This window comes from Paenibacillus sp. FSL K6-3182, from assembly GCF_037976325.1.
Classification (GTDB): Bacteria; Bacillota; Bacilli; order Paenibacillales; family Paenibacillaceae; genus Pristimantibacillus.
In genome coordinates this window covers 5,986,325-6,004,092 of the sequence record NZ_CP150265.1, presented here as the reverse complement: position 1 = coordinate 6,004,092, position 17,768 = coordinate 5,986,325, and the positions used below count along the sequence as shown (strand labels likewise).

The window sequence follows — 17,768 nt, the reverse complement described above, 5'->3', positions numbered from 1 at the left end:
GGAGCAAATTAGAGTGGAAATGGAAATGCGTAAGTTGTTAGCAAACGAACAACCCCCAATGGAACTGCTCTTGTTAGCAGATCCTTCGATTAAGCTCGTAGAAGAATACATAAAACGCGGGGAAGTTTTTGTAGGTGTTATAAGCAATGAAATTATTGCAGTACTTGTACTGCTGCCAACAAGGCCCGAGACGATCGAGATCGTAAATGTAGCAGTAGCGGAGTCAAAGCAAGGCCAAGGGTTTGGGAAGCAAATGGTACTTTATGCGATTTCATATGCAAAGCTTCTAGGCTACAAAACGATTGAAATTGGAACGGGCAATTCAGGGGTCAGCCAGCTTGCATTGTATCAGAAATGCGGCTTTCGAATGACGAGTATTGACCGAGACTTCTTTATTAGACATTATCCGGAAGCGATTTATGAGAACGGAATACAGGTTGTTGATATGGTTCGTTTATCTCAGGATTTATAAGGAAAGCGCCAGCTGAGCATACTACCTCTGAAAGATAACCGGCAATTGCGGTTACATTTTATGACGAGAGGAGCGCTCACAATGACGCAGCATAATGAGGAAAAAGATCGTTCGGCTGAGCAAGCGAAGCAGGCAAAGAATAATACGGCTGCTGACAGCAAATCACCCGAATCCGCTGGTTTTGACAAAAAGCTTGATGGACCTAATCGTCCTTCAATTTAGCGCGGAGGTGTTCATATGCCAGATCATGAGCACAAGAATGAAGATGAAATACTTAAAGATGATCCCGCATTAGATCCTTTTGAAATCGAATTTCTGCCTCAGTTTCGCGAAGGGCGAGGAAGCCGTACGCCGTTTGTGAACTCACACGGCATCGTTATAGGCGATCATGAATATGAGTCTCCGGATTCACCATTGTCGCAGTGGAGCGAGGAAACAGATCCAGCTGTGATGGCTGGCGATGAATGGGTGCATCCTTTTAAGGATGTAGGTTTTCTAACCGCTGAAAATCGGGATATTTTTGAGGAGGGCCTTCAGCCGCAAGGAGGCATATTTACTCATCCTGACAAAAATGCGGCATTTGGTTTGGACAAGCCGAAAGACGCTCCTGTTTAAGCTGAAAAAGAACAGCCGGAGTGCGAGCGCTCCGGTTGCTTTATTTTGACTACGGAAGGTATAATAGTAGCTAAAATAAAGTAATTAAAGGAGTGTGTTTCGATGTCGATGTCATTCGAACGATACATGTTAGATATGGTGCAGCCTATGAGAGACGATCTTACTCGAATTGGTATTCAGGAGCTTCGCACACCTGAAGAAGTAGAAGAAAAATTGCCAAATGCAAAAGGTACGGCGCTTGTTGTTATCAATTCCGTTTGCGGATGTGCAGCAGGCCAATGTCGTCCAGGCGTGGCTGATGCGCTTCAACACGATATTACTCCTGATCATTTATACACTGTATTTGCAGGACAAGATAAAGAAGCAACAGCAAAAGCTCGTGAGTTTTTCGCTCCATATCCGCCATCTTCCCCTTCAATCGCTTTGTTGAAGGATGGAGAGCTAGTACACTTTATCGAGCGCCACCAGATCGAAAATCGTTCCGCATCGGACATTGCAGCCGATCTGACAGACGCTTTCGATCGGTTTTGCCGCTAATTAGGAAGGTAACTATGAGCTTACAACAATCCATTATTCAAAGACTTGGCGTTAAGCCGCAAATCGATCCGGAGCAGGAAATTCGCAAACGGGTTGATTTCTTGAAGGAATACGTAACGAACTCGGGAACAACGGGTTTGCTTATTGCGATTAGCGGCGGAATTGACAGCGCAGTCGCAGCGGGTCTTTGCAAGCGGGCAACAGATGAGCTTAGCGCTGAAACAGGCCGCGAGTATATGACGCTTGGAGTATTTCAGCCTTATGGCGAGCAATCCGATATTGCGGATAGTTATGCAGTAGCGGAAGCGTTCCAGCTAAAGCACCGCGCGGAGACGAATATTGAAGAAGCTGTGGATGAAATCGCGATTGAAGTGGAGCATAGCTTTAAGTCGTTAGGCATTCCGCGTCATTTGAGTCGCGGCGGCAAAGGCAACGTGAAAGCGAGAACGCGGATGGTTATGCAATACGCGCTTGCATTCGACCTTAATCTGTTAGTCGTTGGTACAGATCATGCATCTGAAGCGATTACAGGCTTTTACACGAAATGGGGCGACGGAGCGGTTGATGTTACTCCGCTTAGTACGCTTAATAAACGGCAGGTTCGTGAGCTGGCCTCCCATATCGGCGTACCGCAAAGCGTGCTCGACAAAGCGCCAACGGCAGGCCTATGGGACGGACAAACCGACGAGGGCGAGCTAGGCATCACTTATGGTGATAACAGCGACTATCTCGAAGGCAAGTCCATTAGCGACGAGGCTCGCGAGAAGCTTGAAAAGCAATATTTGAAAACCGAGCATAAGCGCTCCCCGATTCCGGGTATTTAATGAGCTGCTTTAAGCTTCGAGCAGTAAAAAGACTGTCCCTTGAACCGAGAATTCGGCAGGGGACAGTCTTTTTTTGTTGCAGTGGAGCAGCATTTGATTAGCTAAGCGCACGCCAATGATGGAGGAGAAACGGCTGGAAGATAGAATATAGTAGTTGTGAAAGGAGCTGAATGCCATGAATAATACGAAGTTAATCCTTGTTGAAGGATTGCCCGGATCAGGGAAAACGAGTACGGCACGTTTTGTGAAGCAGCTATTAGATGAACAGAATATTGCCAATCGCTTGTTTTTGGAGGGGGATTTGGAGCACCCGGCCGATTATGATTTCGCGGCTTATTTTACAGAAGAACAATATAAGCAAATGCTGCAAAAATATACGGAACAACAGCAGTTAATCATTAAGCATTCCGAGACTAAGGCGGACGGATATATCGTATATTACGGGAAGCTGCTAAAGGAAACAGATTCGATTAATAGTGAATATTTCGGGGATTATGATGTATATAACCTCCCTTTGGAGAGGCATCAGCAACTCATTATTGAAAAGTGGAGCGATCTTTCGAGACAGGCTATTAACGGGGATGAAGTATACATACTGGAATGCTGTTTTTTGCAAAATCCTTTAACCGTCATGCTTGTACGAGACAATTGTTCCGAGGTTGAAATATCGACCTATATTCATGAACTGAATCGCTTGATTAAGCAGCTAAATCCGGTATTGCTCTATTTGTATCAGGATGACTTTAAACATGCATTTCCTGCAATAATTGCTGAACGGCCAACAGAATGGCTAAACTTTATTACTTGGTATTACACGGAGCAGGGCTACGGCAAAAGTAGAGGGCTTAATGGAACTCAAGGTCTTCTCGAGGTGCTTGAGCTGCGAAAGGCCTATGAATTAGCGATACTAAACGAGTTGCCGATCGATAAAATGCTGTTTAATAAAAGCAGCTTGGACTGGGACAAGATCCACAGCCAAATCCAAATCGATCTGCAAAATCGTTTAAGCAGGTGATTATCAAATGAAACCGAGAATACGATACGCGATTGCGGTTGTTATAACGATGGTGCTTGGCTACAGTTCAAGGAGCTTTGCAGATTCGCTGCCTGGGTTTGTTGCAGAGCATTTTGGCGATGCGCTTTGGGCATGCATGATTTATTATGGCTTCCGTACCATAGGGGTGCACAAAAACTTGTTTTGGGCTGCTGGCGCTAGCCTCATCTTTTGTTTTGGCATCGAGTTTAGTCAGCTCTACCAGGTGGATTGGATTAATGAGATTCGCAGGACGTTTATTGGAGCTTTAGTGCTCGGGAGCGGTTTTTTGACCGTGGATTTGATCAGGTACAGCATAGGCATTATGTTTGCCATAATTGTTGATCGATATTTTATTTTAAAAAAATAAGAAGACCCTTCCACCGAAACGCGGCGGAAGGGTTTTTGATTTATGATTCAACTTGACGTACAACTGTCCAGCTCTGGGCAGAAGGCTTTAGCACAAATTTAAATAGGTGTTCTCCAGATTTCTCAATAGCAACCATAATACCATCTTGAACAGGTACGATATGATGAATTTCTCCACCCGGTACAAGTTCTGCCGCCAGCGGCGTCAAGATGGGAATGAGAGCTTCCTCCAGCCAGCACCTTTCTTGATACCATTGTGGCGGTGGTAAATCAGAAGGATAACCATCAATAGGTGCTTCAAGCTCAAGAGCCATTTTTAGGGGATCGGTTGAAAGCTTACGGCCGGCACCTTTCGCTGCTACGAATCGCAAGCACAGCTCAATGGTACGGAGAATTTCTTCATCATTCACTGAGCCATTTGCATAACGAATTTCCACCGTGCCTATATCAAACCAAGCCGCTGTGTTTATTCCACAACGATGAGATTGCGGACGTCCTTCATGGAGAACGGCTTCATCGCTTGGATTTGCAATATAGCTCTCACGCATGTCCGGAGTAACGGGCGGGCAGAACAGCAGTCGGTGCTCGCTCGTATTCAATAACGCTTGGATCGTTTGTTGATATTCCAGTGCGGCGTCTATAAGCGGGAGGACAGCATCTTCTCCCCACGGTTCGAGACCAATATGAACATGGAGTCCGCAGCTCCAATTAGCTGTTGCTCCTTGTTCCCTCAGCCTGCTTAACATGATCTGAATTTGCTCACGGTCTTCCCACAAGATCGGAGGCGGCTTTAGCTCACTGCCTGATTCCATACCTTGTGCATCAATTTGCCGCTCATCCAAAGAAATAACCCAACCAGGCAGCAGCTCCAAGCTTTCTGGATTTCCGCCTACAAACTCAATTTCCACGCCAAAACGCAGCTCTTTCCAATCAACGATTTTTGGCCACATTGCCATCATCCTCTCCATTTATATAAGCTTCATCATGTAAAGAGAGGAGACGAGGCGGACCACGAGATTAACGAGGGATTTTTTTTCTGAACATAAAATGTCCTCCTTATTCGAAAAAATGATTGTAGTTTTGAACTCAAAAAATAATGAAGAGGTATCACTTATTATTCAAATTATATATGATTAGAAGAAAAAAGGTAATATTGAGGAGATTCGTATAATGAGCTTCACAGCTAAGCAAAAAGAGACTATTCAAAAAATAGCAATTGCAGCCCATAACCAGCCATTATTAAGCAGCGGTTTATGGTTCCACCACGATTTACGCGATAACTTTTATTATGCTTCCTATTTGCTTGCAGCTGCAGTTGATAACTCAGAACAACTGCCGTTTGAGAGAGAGGCTGCTAAACGAACTGCGGAATCTGTGCTTCTAGAGGTGCTTGCGCTGCAAGATCAGGATGTAGAAAGCGATACTTATGGACATTGGCCGCTTAGACTAGAGGATGTTCCGAAGGACTCCAAGCCAAATACGTTGCCCGTAGAGCTGATGGGGAGCTTGATGGCATTTTTTGCGAGACGCTATAGGACGTTTTTTAATGAACAGCTAATCCAAGCATTTGATACTGCTCTTATCCATATTTATCGAAGCGGCTTCTACCATCATAAAAATGTATTTGGTCATCACGATGCAAAATATACAGCTGCAAAGCTGATTTTTGGACAAATGTTTGCCGATGCTGATTTGCTGGAGGATGGTCGCAGCAATCTTCAGCTTACATTAGCCCATATTCGCAAGTATGGCATGTCCGAATACAACAGCTTGCCTTGGTTCTGGCATTGGGTGCAGGCATTCACATGTGCTTGGTACGAAATAGAGGACGCAGCCATTAAACAAGAACTCGCCGATATGCTTGATTTTCTTTGGAATGAGCGAGCTGCATTCTATTTGAAAGGGGCCTTTGTCGGTGCTCATTGCCGCGGTCAGAAGCATGACATCCCGCTTGATAGCAACGTTCTGCATGATTATGTGCAATTCGGTGATTTCGAGCTTCCAGAGCAAATGCCACGGACGGAGTATGCAGGATTTTTATTTTATGAGGCGCCTGAAACAGCTCGTCGTACGGCGCTTAATCGCAGTGAGCCAACTGAGGTGAAAAAGGCAATTACGAAGCTAACGGATGAAGGAGCAAGCATGCTTCACAGCTATGCCTACATTACATCGGATTTTGCAGCGGGCGGAATGTGGGAGCGCTTCTCGGAGTTTGACAATGAGCAGCATCGCTGGGATATTTCTTTGCCATTGGGACTGCAAAACAGCGTGAATCAACTCTACTTCTTCCATCCGGCAGAGGCGAATGCGGTTGAAGATTTGCGGCATCAAACCGAATTTACGGAAGTTCTCTATTACAAAAACACAATAATGGCTTTATATCCGATTCCTTCTGACAAAGACAATACGATTATCGGGTTATTGCCATGTATGGATTGGCTGCAAGAGCCGGGCATGCTTGTTGGTCAGACAGAGGATGTGTTTTTGGCGGTTTATGTCATGCAGCCTTATGATCTGGAACATCGTTCGGATCGCTCTATCGTGACAAGCAAAGGCTCAGAAAACGGCGTAATTGTCGAAGTAATCAGCCATAACGATGCGTTGAATAATGGCATAAGCAGCTATGAAGCATTTGTGGAACAGGCAAAAAACAATAGGCCAGCTTGGTCTGCTGAGGAAAGGCTTAGTGTGAAGTATGTGAGCCATGATAAGAGCGTACTTGAGCTAAATGTTGATGGAGAAGGCAGCAGTGAGAAATTAATCAATGGCCTTTCAGTTGATTTTAGTGAATATAGAACTTAAACGAGTTGCGTATCGTTCCAGACGGAAGGAAAGCTTCACTCTCTATAATTGCATAGTCATGATTCACATATCGTTCACCACTATATAGCTCTAACGAGTCATGTGATACAGCTCCCCCATTGATACAATTTGGACAGTGAATCCAAATCGATGGGGGTATTTTTATGAAGCTTAAGAAAAAAATCGCAGGTGTCGCACTGGCAGCTATGTTGACACTAGGAGCGGCGGCTCCAGTATTCGCGCATGACGGTTGGTCTCAGACGAGTGCACCAATCGTAGCGCCTGGTCAAGTTTCCTATGTTGAGCTTATGTATGGAAACCACTCCAACGAGCACAAGAGCTATCGGTTGGAAGGACAGTGGGGCAGCACTTCAAAAGTATATGTGACTACGCCGGCTGGGCAGAAGTCAGATATTACAGGCACTCGTTTCTACACTGGAGAACCGGCTACGGAAACAACGCCAGCGCTAAATAATTTCTTTGTTGCGTCTTTTAAATCAAATGTTCCAGGCGCGTATATTATATCAACCGAAGCAGACAGCGTGTACAAAGGTGCAGACGCTGCTACTCGTACGCTGCGCAGTGCCAAATCATTCGTAGCGATTAGCGATATTCCTGTCATTGATCGGGTTAAAGCACTTACAGGTTTCTCTAAGGAAGTAAGCCCGGATAGAGCGGAGCTCATCCCTCTGTTCAATCCTGCTGCAGTTACACCGGGTGAAAAAGTGTCGATTGAGCTGCTTCTAAAGGGCAAACCGCTTACTAATACAGCCGTTGATATTATTCGTCGCAGCAATTCTGAAGCAGTGGAGCTGAAGACCGATGATAAGGGCGTGGTTTCATTTACGACGGGTGCTGCCGATTATTACTTAGTACGTGCGAAGCCAAGCACTACGGAAGCTAAGGAAGGCGAATACAGCGCAACAAATTACGAAGCTACAATGACTTTCACGGTTCAAAATAAATCAGTGAAGCTCCCAGGCAGCGCCGTGTCTGCTAAACCACATGTTTACGTAAACGGAAACGTAGTAGCTGTAAGCAGTTTGACCGTTTCAAATGGTACGACAAAAGTAGATGCAGCGTTCATTAAGCAATACGTAGACGCAGCATATAAAGGCACAGGTGCAGTAACCCTTCGTTCCGCAGCTGAGGAAGCTGGTGCTTCTGTTGAATACTTCCCTGCCGTAGGCGGTAATCAAGCAGCTGTCGCCATTTACACGAAATAAGGATTGCAGATGAAAAAAATAAGATTGATATTTGCAATAGTAATAATATGGGCATGCCTGCCGAGCTTCGTCTCGGCGCATGCCTATATTGCGCAATCGACACCTTATGGGGATGCGGAGCTGGCGGAAGCTCCGCCTGCCATTCGAATAAAATTTACAGAGAAAATCGATACGAAGCTAAGTAATATTTCACTAAAAAGCAGTAGCGGCACTGACATAACTGGCAAGTTAAGCAGTGATGATGATCTTACGCTTGTTTATACCATTCCTAAGCTGGATAAGGGCATTTATGAAGTAAGCTGGCAGGTGTTATCGCTTGATTCTCATATAACAGACGGTTCCTTTAAATTTGCGGTAGGCGTGAAGCTTGAGGCTGTGAAACCGGATGATACGGTTTCACTGGATGGTGCTTCTGCTGGTAATACAGGGAACAGCTCTGGAAATGAAGCAAAAGCGACTGACAAGCCAGTAATTACAAAGAGTCCAGAGCCCACAATTAAACCTAAGCCTACAAAGAAGCCGGATATAACGCCTACGCCATCTGCATCGCCCACTCCGACTGCTGAGTCTATAGAAGTCAGTGAAGGGACGGCCGCTCCCCCGTTTCCCACGATTTCAAGCAGTGAAGAGGTGGAGACAGCAGAGCCGGATATAAATACAAATACAAATACAAAAGATGTTGATGCGGATGCTGTGGAAGATGATAATGCTGCTCCGCAGATCGAACAGGATACGGCTACTGATCACAGCAGCCATAGCAATCACAGCGGCGACAGCAGCGCAGGAGAGGCCGAGCACGATCATGCGGGTGGCCAAGGCTTCATGGTGCTGATGCGCATACTCGATATTTTGACGGCTGTTATTCTCGCTGGAATATTGTTTTTCCGATATGTCATCTGGAGAGATGAAGAATCAAAGGCACCCTTTGGTTTCTCCGTCCGAGCCGAGAGACTAGTGATGGGAGCCGCAGCGCTTATTTGGCTGGTTTCCGGCTTGCTTCGCTTGTCGATGCTTGCAGACCAATTCGGCGGTGTATCCATCTATGCACTAGCTAATGGAACAATGATTGGAAAGATAGCGACGTTAAGAGTTGGGCTTGCTTTAATCGCACTTCTTCTCGCATTTGCCCCTATTCGGGAGAGACGATGGGCGAATATGATTAAATGGATAGCTGCAGCGGCATTGATAGTGAGCTTCCCGCTCACAGGCCATGCGAATGCTGCTTTAACCGATGTCGTATTTGGAATAGTGACCCATACAATCCATATGTCTGCTGCCGCAATATGGTTTGGTGGCCTTGCGGGTTTGCTATCATTAACTTTCCATAGAAATGCCGTGGAGCGCTTGAACCAAGCGGCTGTGCGTTTCGCAAAGTGGGCGCTGCCAAGCATGATCGTTATTTTGATTAGCGGAATATGGCTTTCGGCTGCTAGGCTCTCAGAATGGGGACAATTGTTCACTACAGCGTATGGCAAGCTAATCCTCGCCAAAACCATTCTCATGCTGCTTGTCGTCGTCATTGCAGCACTTCATAAGCTTGTATTCATGCCGCAAATCGCGAAAGCGAGCGCCGCAAGAGGGTTGCTGGTTGGCATCCGAATTGAGATGCTGCTTGCTGTTGCTCTATTCGTGCTGGCAGGCTGGTTATCTACAACTTCTCCGCCGGAAGCACGCGTGGAGTCGAAGCTGGCTGAACCGATCTATTGGCATGTGATGGGTGAGCAGGCGCATATGAGTTTGCGTATTTCGGAGAATGATCAGACTGGGGATCAGGCTGTACGCCTTGATTTGTGGCTTCCTGAAGATCAGGGAACGCCTTTATCCGCGGAAGTAGCTGTTAAGACAGACTCGAATCAAGCAGAAGCGGAAAAGGAAACCGAGCAAGGAAACAACATTGTGATTCCGCTGGAATTGCAGCCGATGGGGGAAGAGATGTTTGAATTTCCAGGCTTTACGAAATATACGTATCGTTCATCAGGTGAGTTTATCGATGATCAGAAAAAAGGGTTAATTACGGTTGATGTAAAAGACGAAAAAGGAAACAACTTTCATTATGAGCGAGCGATAGGCGACTCGTTAACGGAATAGTTGTTACGGCAAAATGAAGAGGGAAAGGCATGTCCATGCTTGACTTCGCTTCATGCTTCTGCTAATCTCACCATCAGGGAAAAGGCGGGTGTTAGCATGATCATCGGCATCGGACATGATTTATCAGATATTACAAGAATCGCGAAAATAGTGGATGGCCGCACAGGAAGAAGGTTTTTGGAGCGGGTGCTGTCTGCGGGCGAGCGAGAGCTGGCTTCGGAGTATACAGGGGAGCGGCTTTATCAGTTCACGGCTGGACGTTTCGCTGCGAAGGAAGCGGTTGTGAAAGCTTTTGGCTGTGGAATAGGGAATATATTAGGATTCACAGACATCGAAATTTTGCGAGGAAGCTGTGGCAAACCCGAGTGCAACTTAACGGTGGCAGCTTGGAATCGCCTAGGCTTTAGCAGAGAGGCTGTTCGAATTCATGTTACGATTACGCATGAACGAAAGCTTGCTTCAGCTTTTGCTGTTGCGGAACGGATATCGGAGTAACCTTTTGCCTATACTTGGAATGTAATATACCAAGTTAGCTAGTCGAGAGGGGATGTCGACAATGAAGGAGCAGCGGCTGCAAAAAACGAAGCGTCGGTTTAAAACCGGACAATGGGTTGAATTCGACGGGTTGTATTCAGACGATTGGGGCGGAGATCTAGTGCTTGTACAGGGTGATTTATTTCCGATGCATCCCCAAATGGGTGAAACGCATTGGACCTACGCCGGCCAAGCGGCACTTCATTTCATGAGCTCTCCAAAAATAAACGGCCATCATATCGGCTATTAAGCGAACATGAACAAGAAAAAAAGGATGCTTGAGCAGCATAATCTGCTCAGGCATCCTTTTTTTTCGCTAAGCCTTTGTTATTTTTTGCTTGCCAACCAATTAGAGAGCCCAGCAATTTCTTCAGCAGTCAGACGCTCTTTAAAAGCAGGCATCGAGCCTTCGCCCTCTTCAATCTGTTTCGTAATATCAGCAGCACTCATGCGCTCTCCAACTTTTTGGAGATTTGTTGCCGGGCCTACTCTGCCTTGAAGCCCGGTTCCGTGACAGCTGACGCAATTGGCCTTATAAACCGAAATAACTTCTTCCGGCCCAATCAGCGCGTTGGTTTTCTCAGGAGAGCTGTTTTCTTTGCTTCCACAGCCTGCCAGCAGTAACACGGCTATAAAGAATGTTGTTGCAATAGAAAAACCTCGGTTCCGATTCATATATAGCAATCCTTTCGTTTATTCTTTATTATGGAAGATTCGGTCTTGTTTAGGATATTCATAAGACTTCCATATGAATTTGAATCGTTAGTTCGTATAATAGAGAAGATGTTAACCACTAGAGAGAAGATATAACTATTATATCTCAGTTTTACTTATAGGAGAATTCATGAAACCGACAATAGAAAGTATTTTGCAAAATCAGTTGAACAACATTCAAGCCGAGGTTATTATGACTGCCTATAACGAATTTGAACCGGGCTGGTTCGAGCAAAAAACCGAGCCGGATTTTTTCCGTTTCGGTTATACAGTCAAGGGAGAAGCCCGGCTTAACATACAAAATGACACCTATTTCGTACAGCCGGGTACTCTTTATTTTTTGCCAGCGGGTACAAAACAATCTTTTGGTACAGAGGGAAATGAGAAGCTTGGGCTTTATTGGTGCCATTTCCGTTTGGAGCTTAGCGATTTTCAAGTTATTAATGCGCTGCAGCTTCCGCCATTTGTTTATGTGAAAGACAAAGAAATGATGAAAAACCTTTTTATAAAAATGAACGAATATCAGCATCGTAAATCGATTACACGAGAGCTGCGGTTAAAGTCGGTGCTGCTGGAGCTGCTTGCCTATTATTTAGAAGAAAGCCATGTGCAGAGAACAACATTCCAGCAATCGGATTTTGAGGTAAAATGGAATGAAGTGCTCGCCTATATTGAAGCAAATTTGCATCAGAATATACAAATTGAAGAGCTAGCTAAGTTTGCTTTTCTTCATCCAAACTATTTCATTACATCCTTCAAAAACATCATGGGCTGTTCGCCGATCCAATATGTGACGAATCGCCGCATCGCGATCGCTAAGCAGCTGCTTATGGAAACGGAGCTTCCTGTAGCCGTTGTTGCGAAGCAGGTTGGCATGCAAAATCATTATTTATCACGGCTGTTCAAAAGATATACAGGCATCACGCCGGTTCAGTATAGACGGATTGGAAAAAATACCGGAACCAATCGAAAGACGCTTACAACAAGAATGAACGAGGAGAAAAGCTAATGGGAGAAATAGATGTAAAGACGTATTTTAGTACAGAGCTGCTAAATTGGTATCGGCTTATCAAACGCGATTTGCCATGGAGGATTAATAAAGATCCTTATCGGGTATGGGTATCCGAAATTATGCTGCAGCAGACGAGGGTAGACACTGTCATTCCATATTACAACCAATTTATGAGTAAATTCCCCACAGTACGAGCGCTTGCTGAAGCTCCTGAGGAGGAAGTGCTCAAAAGCTGGGAGGGTCTCGGCTACTACTCGCGTGCCCGCAATTTGCAAGCAGGTGCCAAAGAGGTCGTTGAGCGATATGGGGGAATCGTCCCAGATGATAAAGTATCCGTTGCTGGATTAAAGGGCGTTGGCCCTTATACTAGCGGGGCTATTATGAGCATCGCATTTAATCGTCCAGAGCCGGCAGTTGATGGTAATGTGATGCGTGTGCTCTCGCGATATTTTTGCTTGGAGGATGATATCGCAAAAGCTTCTACGCGAGTAGGCATTGAGAAGCTGGCTGCTTCGCTTATTCCAGAAGGCGCCGCTGGCGACTTCAATCAAGCGCTGATGGAGCTGGGTGCTCTCGTGTGTACGCCAAAATCGCCAAGCTGTTTGCCTTGCCCTGTAATGGAGCATTGTGAGGCGAGACTAGCAGGCAGAGAGATGGAATTGCCGATTAAGACAAAGGCTAAGCCTCCTCGTCCAGAGTTTAGGGCGGCAGTGATCGTTGTTGGCAGCGGGGAAAATGCCGGCAAAGTGCTCGTAAGGCAGCGTCCAGCTACAGGCCTTCTCGCCCAAATGTGGGAGCTTCCTCATTTGCTGCTGCCGCCGGATAAGGTGAACTGGCTGGATGAAACAGCTCCGAAGGAGCAGGGCGAGCTCGCCGAGATGATCAGCCGCATGCTTGATGAGGACACGGGACTTCTTATTCGTCCGCGCAGCTGGTTTACAGATGCTGATCATATTTTTAGTCATATTCATTGGAAAATGCGTTTTTATTTAGCCGATTTGGGTGAAATATCTTATTCAGCTGTAGACGCAGACATCGCAGCTGCATCGGACAACGCAGCTATTGCTGCGGAGGCAGCGTCCTCTTATGAAGTGAATCAAAAAGCGGCAGCAATAGATGATTCTACTGAGGAGCATAATGATCAGCCGAGCACTTACCGATGGATTTCAAAGGAAGATATGGACACGCTGCCGTTTCCGAATTTATTTTTGCGCATTTTAAAGCAATTTTGGGAATAAATGAATATAAGAGTCGGAGGAGAAGCAAATGAGCAATATGCTGGAGCTGCTCTTGCAGCACAAAATCGTAGCCATTTTACGAGGAATTGAAGATCGGCATGCAGACGATACAGCGCAGGCTTTAATAGACGGCGGCATTCATATGATGGAAATTACGATGAACACGGGCGGAGCAGCGGCTATGATAGAGCGTTGGCGTTCGAAGTTTGATGGAAAGGCTGCAGTAGGTGCCGGCACAGTAACAGATGTAGACCTTGCTAAGGAGGCTGTGGCGGCAGGTGCCCAATATCTCATATCGCCTAACCTAGATGAGGAAGTTATTGCATATGGCCGCGAGCACGGCCTCTCTGTATGGCCCGGTGTTATGACACCGACTGAAATTGTGAAAGCTTGGAAGGCAGGAGCGGATGCTGTGAAAATTTTTCCAATGGGCACGCTCGGCATAGGTTACTTGCAGGAAATTCGCGGACCTTTAAACGATATTCCGATGATTGCTACTGGTGGAGTGGATTTACATAATATTGCAGATTACTTTAAGGCAGGAGCAAATGCTGTTGGAATGGGCAGCAAGCTCGTTAATTTGGAATGGGTTCGCGAAGGGAAATTCGCTCAAGTAACGGAGCGAGCACGGCAATTCGTAGATATCGTAAGCAAGTTATAGAGCAAGGAGGTTATCTCATGGACGTTGTCTTATGGATCGTTATCATCTTCTTTATTATTGTTTTGCTGCTTGCTGCGCTAATCTGGCAAATGGGTGCGCGCAGCCAGAAGCCTCGAAAGATTATGAATGCGGAGACTCCCATTGTCGACACGCAGTGGCAATCCTTAACGTTCACTAATCATGGCTCTAAGCTGGAAGGCTGGCTGCTTCAGCCTGCTTCCAACGACTTGTTAAAGGACGGACTTGCGCCTCTTATTATTATAGCGCATGGCTGGGGATCGAATCGGACGAGAGTGCTTAGGTATACGCGTCCGATTTATGAAGCAGGGTTCGCTATATTGATGTATGATGCGCGCAGCCACGGCAACAGCGATTCGATTTCTGCGCCTTCCGCGCTCATGTTTCGGGATGATGTGCTCGCTGCTCTTGATACAGCCAAAAATTTGCCAGGTATGGATCCAGACCGAATTGCCATACTAGGTCATTCCCTTGGCGGATTTGGAGCGCTGCTTGCGCTTGATCAAGGCATGAAGGTGAGAGCGGTCGTAACGGATTCAATGCCCGTCCATTTCGATACGATGATGAAATCGGAATTGCGACGCAAAAAACTGCCGCTTTTCCCGTTAGCCTATCTGATTCCGATGATATGGCTTATTCGTTCACGCATATCGTGGTCGCAGTTTAAAGAGGCCAGCATTCCTGCTGTAATAGCTAAACATGCCGGCAGCTCCGACATTGGCCGTACACCGATTATGATGATTCATTCGAATGGTGATGAGTTTATTAGTGCGGAGGATCTGAAGCAGCTGAAAGAGCAATTGCCAGATCATCTGATAAAAACACTGTTCGTATCGACCAAAGGACATAGCACTTCCGAGCAAGATTCTAGCTTTTGGGAGAAGGTTATCCCTTTTTTGCTGGAATCCATGGAATATGCTTCTATCAAAAAGGAAGCCCGCGGCACGAGGCTGCAGGCTTCAAGAGAGAATATATAATAAAGGGGGGTCATGAATTTATTATATAAGCATAAGATGAAACCAAGATGAGAGAAATATTACAGTTTGATTACAAGGCTGCTAGCTTATAAGCGGGCATCCCTTATAGTTGAAAATATAAATGTGAAGAAGTTTCCGATAAATGGTTGCTTTCTTTCACTTATTGTTAAGGAGGTTCGAATGCGTAGAGTAGCTTCTAAATTGTTGGTGGTTGTCGTTATCGTAGTAGCTGCATTTTGTCTTGACCTCAAGCTGGATTTATTTCCGGCGGCAGCAGAGTCGGAGGAGGTGGCCGCCTTGGATGAAACGAATAAGATAGAGCGCTTGGAGCTCGAGCTTGCTAAACATTTTAAAGCCAGGTCCGAGCGGTTTTCAGTGACATACACGGGGGACAAGCAGGAACTATCGAAGAAAATGACAGAGGTCATTCGTGCTGCTTTAAAGCATGATGATTATTCAGCCTACATTCTTGAATCCTACATCTACACCATTCGCAGCTGGGGAAATAAATCGACGGTTGCTCTGGAAGCCAGATACCGCGAGACACTGGAACAAACGGCAGTTGTAGATCGCACCGTTGCAAAAGCGCTCCAATCTATAATAGAGCCGGGTATGAATGAGCATGAGAAAATAAAAGCCATTCACGACTGGGTCGTCAGCAATGTGGAGTATGATAAAACATTGAAGCATTACACTGCTTATGATGCGGTGACACTCGGAGAAACCGTGTGTCAAGGATACTCATTGCTAGGCTATAAAATGCTGAAACAAGCGGGACTGACAGTTTTAATCGCAGAGGGTACTGTGAATACGGGCGAGCATGCATGGAATATGGTGCAGGTAGACGGTGTTTGGTACCATTTGGATCTAACCTGGGATGATCCGGTCGCAGCAGCATCAGCAGGCAGCCAAATCACGGCACAAAAAGTTTCGCCAAGCGAGAGTACGATTCGTTATAACTATTATTTGAGAACGGATGAGGAACTGCGCGTTGATCACCAGTGGACTAGAACTTATCCTGCTGCAAACGTCTCCTATGCGGATACGATTCGTGAGCTGGAGAAGCAAGGGGGAAAGGCGGAGCGCAGCCGCTTCAGCAGGCTGAAGATCGCACTTGGCTTGCACTGGCTAGAACCAGAATATACGGTATCAAGCTCAGCGCAGCTGAATCAAGTTATACAATCGGCGCTTGATTCCAAGGCAGGGAGCTTGTCATTCAGATATGAGCAAGGTGATCAATTCCCAGCAGCTTTAAAGGCTGCCTTCAAACGTATAAACGTAGCAGTCGGTTATCGGGCAAGCTATGAGCCTTATGCTGGCGATCAATCACTTCTTGTTAATCTTCAGCTGGAATATACGAAATAATAGGATGAGGTGCAGTGGGCTGCACCTCATTTTGTTCCAATAGGAAAGGGGGTGCATCTCTGCACCCCCTTTCCTATTGGAGTAAATCAATTATTGCTCATTTTTTCTCGCCGCGGTCATTTGCTGCCATACAGAGCCGGCTGCTTCTTCACCGCGTTCAATACGTTCAAGCGCCATTTTGGCTTGAAGCTGAATTTCAAATTCATTATCGTTAGCAGCTTCGCGCAGCGCATCGATCGCAGATTCATCTCCTGCTTCATAGAGGAAGCGTGCCGCGCGCCAGCGGACAAGCTTGTTTTTGTCACGGAGCGATTCAATCATCGGTCCAACCGCAGCGGGATCACCAAGATCAGACAGCGTGTCGCCAGCCGTCCTTCTAACGGAAGTTGAGGAATCACGCAGCGCCATAAACAAATACGGCAGCGCTTCAGGCGCTCGCAGATCGCCAAGATAGATAACGGCAAGACGACGAATGGATGTGTTCTCATCCTTTATCGCTTGTGCAAGCAGAGGCAAACCTTCTATAGCGGAAACGTATCTCTCCAATGCTGCGTAACGAACCTGCCAATCCGGTGAGGCGAACTGCTCTTGCGCTTGTTCAAAAGTTAGCGGAGCTGGCCTTACGACAGCTGGAGCTTCTCCTTCAGCACCAGCATTCCCTTGCTCAATAGCTGCTTGCACAAGAGTGTCCAATCTCTCACTCGAATAGGAAGCTTCCAGCTCGCGTACAATTTCAGCTGCAATTTCCTCAGGCTCTCCGTAGCGAACGCCAAACACCTCCAGCTTGCGCTCGCGAATCATGCCAGAGCCAGCGGCAAGGTTAACCGCCTCGCCAAACTGTGGCGGTAGCGCTGAACGTGCCTCTATGTCTCCCATTCTTACGCGCACCTGCATCGGAATGCCGCGATACATTTGAACGAGCACCTGCGCTTCGCCAAAGCTAGTTGAAGGTCCTTTCCCGCTGCTCTCGCCGTTGTCGCCATCAGCAACCTTCTGCAGCAATTGTCCTGCTTCAGCGAGTATAGCTGCCCAATCTGCTCCAGGCTTGCGGTCAAGCGCAATAAAGTCAGCTGTACGGAATAAGCTTTTCACTCCGTTTATTTGCAAAAGCTGCTGAAGCAGCTCAGGAGCGTCGCTTGCTTCACTCGTTTTGTAGGTGAGTCTGCGTCCGCGAGGGAGCATCTCATCGACGTTCAGCTTCATGGAATTGGGACTCGGCGTTGGTTCTATTGAAATTAGTTTCATAAGGAAACCTCCTGGGCTAATTGATATTTAGACGCTCA

General features: G+C 46.4%; 20 protein-coding genes. 17 read left to right on the top strand and 3 right to left on the bottom strand.

Annotated features, from left to right (window positions below):
• The first annotated feature begins 19 nt into the window (after positions 1–19).
• The 7 genes from MHH56_RS26510 (at position 20) to MHH56_RS26480 (ending at position 3,851) form a co-directional block, all read left to right on the top strand.
• The gene (locus MHH56_RS26510) at positions 20–472 is read left to right on the top strand and encodes a GNAT family N-acetyltransferase (protein ID WP_339209739.1); all 453 of its coding nucleotides are present in this window, start codon (positions 20–22) and stop codon (positions 470–472) included.
• A gap of 81 nt (positions 473–553) precedes the next feature.
• Positions 554–694 carry a hypothetical protein gene (locus MHH56_RS26505; protein WP_339204631.1) on the top strand — a complete coding sequence of 47 codons (141 nt, stop codon included), beginning with the start codon at positions 554–556 and terminating at the stop codon, positions 692–694.
• A gap of 15 nt (positions 695–709) precedes the next feature.
• Positions 710–1,087 (top strand): DUF3905 domain-containing protein, encoded by a 378-nt coding sequence (locus tag MHH56_RS26500; RefSeq protein WP_339204630.1) that lies wholly within the window; start codon positions 710–712, stop codon positions 1,085–1,087.
• A gap of 102 nt (positions 1,088–1,189) precedes the next feature.
• On the top strand, positions 1,190–1,624 hold the full coding sequence (locus MHH56_RS26495) for a BrxA/BrxB family bacilliredoxin (protein WP_076268955.1): 435 nt from the start codon (positions 1,190–1,192) through the stop codon (positions 1,622–1,624).
• A gap of 14 nt (positions 1,625–1,638) precedes the next feature.
• Entirely contained in the window at positions 1,639–2,448 is an 810-nt protein-coding gene (nadE, locus tag MHH56_RS26490) for an ammonia-dependent NAD(+) synthetase (protein WP_339204629.1), read from the top strand.
• A gap of 175 nt (positions 2,449–2,623) precedes the next feature.
• The gene (locus MHH56_RS26485) at positions 2,624–3,463 is read left to right on the top strand and encodes a hypothetical protein (RefSeq protein WP_339204628.1); all 840 of its coding nucleotides are present in this window, start codon (positions 2,624–2,626) and stop codon (positions 3,461–3,463) included.
• A 7-nt stretch (positions 3,464–3,470) separates the two neighbouring features.
• Positions 3,471–3,851, top strand: coding sequence for a DUF2809 domain-containing protein (locus MHH56_RS26480; protein WP_339204627.1), 381 nt, complete (start codon positions 3,471–3,473; stop codon positions 3,849–3,851).
• Between the two features lie 40 nt (positions 3,852–3,891).
• Here the strand turns inward: MHH56_RS26480 and MHH56_RS26475 are convergent, their stop codons facing one another.
• Positions 3,892–4,809: an amidoligase family protein gene (locus MHH56_RS26475; RefSeq protein ID WP_339204626.1), complete on the bottom strand. Its 918-nt coding sequence runs from the start codon at positions 4,807–4,809 to the stop codon at positions 3,892–3,894.
• Between the two features lie 211 nt (positions 4,810–5,020).
• On the opposite strand from MHH56_RS26475, the gene MHH56_RS26470 reads away from it, so the two are divergent.
• The 5 genes from MHH56_RS26470 to MHH56_RS26450 all read left to right on the top strand — a co-directional run bounded on the left by MHH56_RS26470 (position 5,021) and on the right by MHH56_RS26450 (position 10,750).
• Positions 5,021–6,652 (top strand): hypothetical protein, encoded by a 1,632-nt coding sequence (locus MHH56_RS26470; protein ID WP_339204625.1) that lies wholly within the window; start codon positions 5,021–5,023, stop codon positions 6,650–6,652.
• A 164-nt stretch (positions 6,653–6,816) separates the two neighbouring features.
• Positions 6,817–7,878 carry a DUF4198 domain-containing protein gene (locus MHH56_RS26465; RefSeq protein ID WP_339204624.1) on the top strand — a complete coding sequence of 354 codons (1,062 nt, stop codon included), beginning with the start codon at positions 6,817–6,819 and terminating at the stop codon, positions 7,876–7,878.
• Positions 7,879–7,887: 9 nt separating this feature from the next.
• Complete coding sequence (locus MHH56_RS26460) at positions 7,888–9,966, top strand: copper resistance protein CopC (protein ID WP_339204622.1); 2,079 nt, start codon at positions 7,888–7,890, stop codon at positions 9,964–9,966.
• 96 nt (positions 9,967–10,062) lie between these two features.
• A complete protein-coding gene (gene acpS / locus MHH56_RS26455) occupies positions 10,063–10,461 on the top strand; it encodes a holo-ACP synthase (protein WP_339204620.1) in 399 nt (132 codons plus the stop codon).
• Between the two features lie 61 nt (positions 10,462–10,522).
• Entirely contained in the window at positions 10,523–10,750 is a 228-nt protein-coding gene (locus MHH56_RS26450) for a hypothetical protein (protein ID WP_076268946.1), read from the top strand.
• A 77-nt stretch (positions 10,751–10,827) separates the two neighbouring features.
• Here the strand turns inward: MHH56_RS26450 and MHH56_RS26445 are convergent, their stop codons facing one another.
• Positions 10,828–11,175 carry a cytochrome c gene (locus MHH56_RS26445; protein ID WP_339204619.1) on the bottom strand — a complete coding sequence of 116 codons (348 nt, stop codon included), beginning with the start codon at positions 11,173–11,175 and terminating at the stop codon, positions 10,828–10,830.
• Positions 11,176–11,344: 169 nt separating this feature from the next.
• Here MHH56_RS26445 and MHH56_RS26440 point away from each other — a divergent pair, with 169 nt between their 5' ends.
• The 5 genes from MHH56_RS26440 (at position 11,345) to MHH56_RS26420 (ending at position 16,485) form a co-directional block, all read left to right on the top strand.
• Complete coding sequence (locus MHH56_RS26440; protein WP_076268944.1) at positions 11,345–12,223, top strand: AraC family transcriptional regulator; 879 nt, start codon at positions 11,345–11,347, stop codon at positions 12,221–12,223.
• The gene (mutY, locus tag MHH56_RS26435) at positions 12,223–13,464 is read left to right on the top strand and encodes an A/G-specific adenine glycosylase (RefSeq protein ID WP_339204618.1); all 1,242 of its coding nucleotides are present in this window, start codon (positions 12,223–12,225) and stop codon (positions 13,462–13,464) included. Before MHH56_RS26440 ends, mutY begins: the two co-directional genes overlap by 1 nt.
• Before the next feature lie 28 nt (positions 13,465–13,492).
• Entirely contained in the window at positions 13,493–14,125 is a 633-nt protein-coding gene (locus tag MHH56_RS26430; protein ID WP_076268942.1) for a bifunctional 4-hydroxy-2-oxoglutarate aldolase/2-dehydro-3-deoxy-phosphogluconate aldolase, read from the top strand.
• Positions 14,126–14,142: 17 nt separating this feature from the next.
• Complete coding sequence (locus MHH56_RS26425) at positions 14,143–15,120, top strand: alpha/beta fold hydrolase (protein ID WP_339204616.1); 978 nt, start codon at positions 14,143–14,145, stop codon at positions 15,118–15,120.
• Positions 15,121–15,300: 180 nt separating this feature from the next.
• Positions 15,301–16,485: a transglutaminase domain-containing protein gene (locus tag MHH56_RS26420; RefSeq protein WP_339204615.1), complete on the top strand. Its 1,185-nt coding sequence runs from the start codon at positions 15,301–15,303 to the stop codon at positions 16,483–16,485.
• 90 nt (positions 16,486–16,575) lie between these two features.
• Here MHH56_RS26420 and MHH56_RS26415 read toward each other — a convergent pair whose 3' ends face one another.
• Positions 16,576–17,730 carry a virulence factor gene (locus MHH56_RS26415; RefSeq protein ID WP_339204614.1) on the bottom strand — a complete coding sequence of 385 codons (1,155 nt, stop codon included), beginning with the start codon at positions 17,728–17,730 and terminating at the stop codon, positions 16,576–16,578.
• Between the last annotated feature and the right edge of the window lie 38 nt (positions 17,731–17,768).

Coding starts and splice junctions, on each gene's coding strand:
- MHH56_RS26505 (WP_339204631.1), top strand. CDS start 554: ATGACGCAGCATAATGAGGAAAAAGATCGTTCGGCTGAGCAAGCGAAG.
- MHH56_RS26420 (WP_339204615.1), top strand. CDS start 15,301: ATGCGTAGAGTAGCTTCTAAATTGTTGGTGGTTGTCGTTATCGTAGTA.
- MHH56_RS26460 (WP_339204622.1), top strand. CDS start 7,888: ATGAAAAAAATAAGATTGATATTTGCAATAGTAATAATATGGGCATGC.
- MHH56_RS26475 (WP_339204626.1), bottom strand. CDS start 4,809: ATGATGGCAATGTGGCCAAAAATCGTTGATTGGAAAGAGCTGCGTTTT.
- nadE (WP_339204629.1), top strand. CDS start 1,639: ATGAGCTTACAACAATCCATTATTCAAAGACTTGGCGTTAAGCCGCAA.
- MHH56_RS26415 (WP_339204614.1), bottom strand. CDS start 17,730: ATGAAACTAATTTCAATAGAACCAACGCCGAGTCCCAATTCCATGAAG.
- MHH56_RS26425 (WP_339204616.1), top strand. CDS start 14,143: ATGGACGTTGTCTTATGGATCGTTATCATCTTCTTTATTATTGTTTTG.
- MHH56_RS26430 (WP_076268942.1), top strand. CDS start 13,493: ATGAGCAATATGCTGGAGCTGCTCTTGCAGCACAAAATCGTAGCCATT.
- MHH56_RS26485 (WP_339204628.1), top strand. CDS start 2,624: ATGAATAATACGAAGTTAATCCTTGTTGAAGGATTGCCCGGATCAGGG.
- MHH56_RS26500 (WP_339204630.1), top strand. CDS start 710: ATGCCAGATCATGAGCACAAGAATGAAGATGAAATACTTAAAGATGAT.
- MHH56_RS26470 (WP_339204625.1), top strand. CDS start 5,021: ATGAGCTTCACAGCTAAGCAAAAAGAGACTATTCAAAAAATAGCAATT.
- MHH56_RS26445 (WP_339204619.1), bottom strand. CDS start 11,175: ATGAATCGGAACCGAGGTTTTTCTATTGCAACAACATTCTTTATAGCC.
- MHH56_RS26465 (WP_339204624.1), top strand. CDS start 6,817: ATGAAGCTTAAGAAAAAAATCGCAGGTGTCGCACTGGCAGCTATGTTG.
- MHH56_RS26510 (WP_339209739.1), top strand. CDS start 20: ATGGAAATGCGTAAGTTGTTAGCAAACGAACAACCCCCAATGGAACTG.
- MHH56_RS26450 (WP_076268946.1), top strand. CDS start 10,523: ATGAAGGAGCAGCGGCTGCAAAAAACGAAGCGTCGGTTTAAAACCGGA.
- MHH56_RS26440 (WP_076268944.1), top strand. CDS start 11,345: ATGAAACCGACAATAGAAAGTATTTTGCAAAATCAGTTGAACAACATT.
- MHH56_RS26495 (WP_076268955.1), top strand. CDS start 1,190: ATGTCGATGTCATTCGAACGATACATGTTAGATATGGTGCAGCCTATG.
- MHH56_RS26480 (WP_339204627.1), top strand. CDS start 3,471: ATGAAACCGAGAATACGATACGCGATTGCGGTTGTTATAACGATGGTG.
- mutY (WP_339204618.1), top strand. CDS start 12,223: ATGGGAGAAATAGATGTAAAGACGTATTTTAGTACAGAGCTGCTAAAT.
- acpS (WP_339204620.1), top strand. CDS start 10,063: ATGATCATCGGCATCGGACATGATTTATCAGATATTACAAGAATCGCG.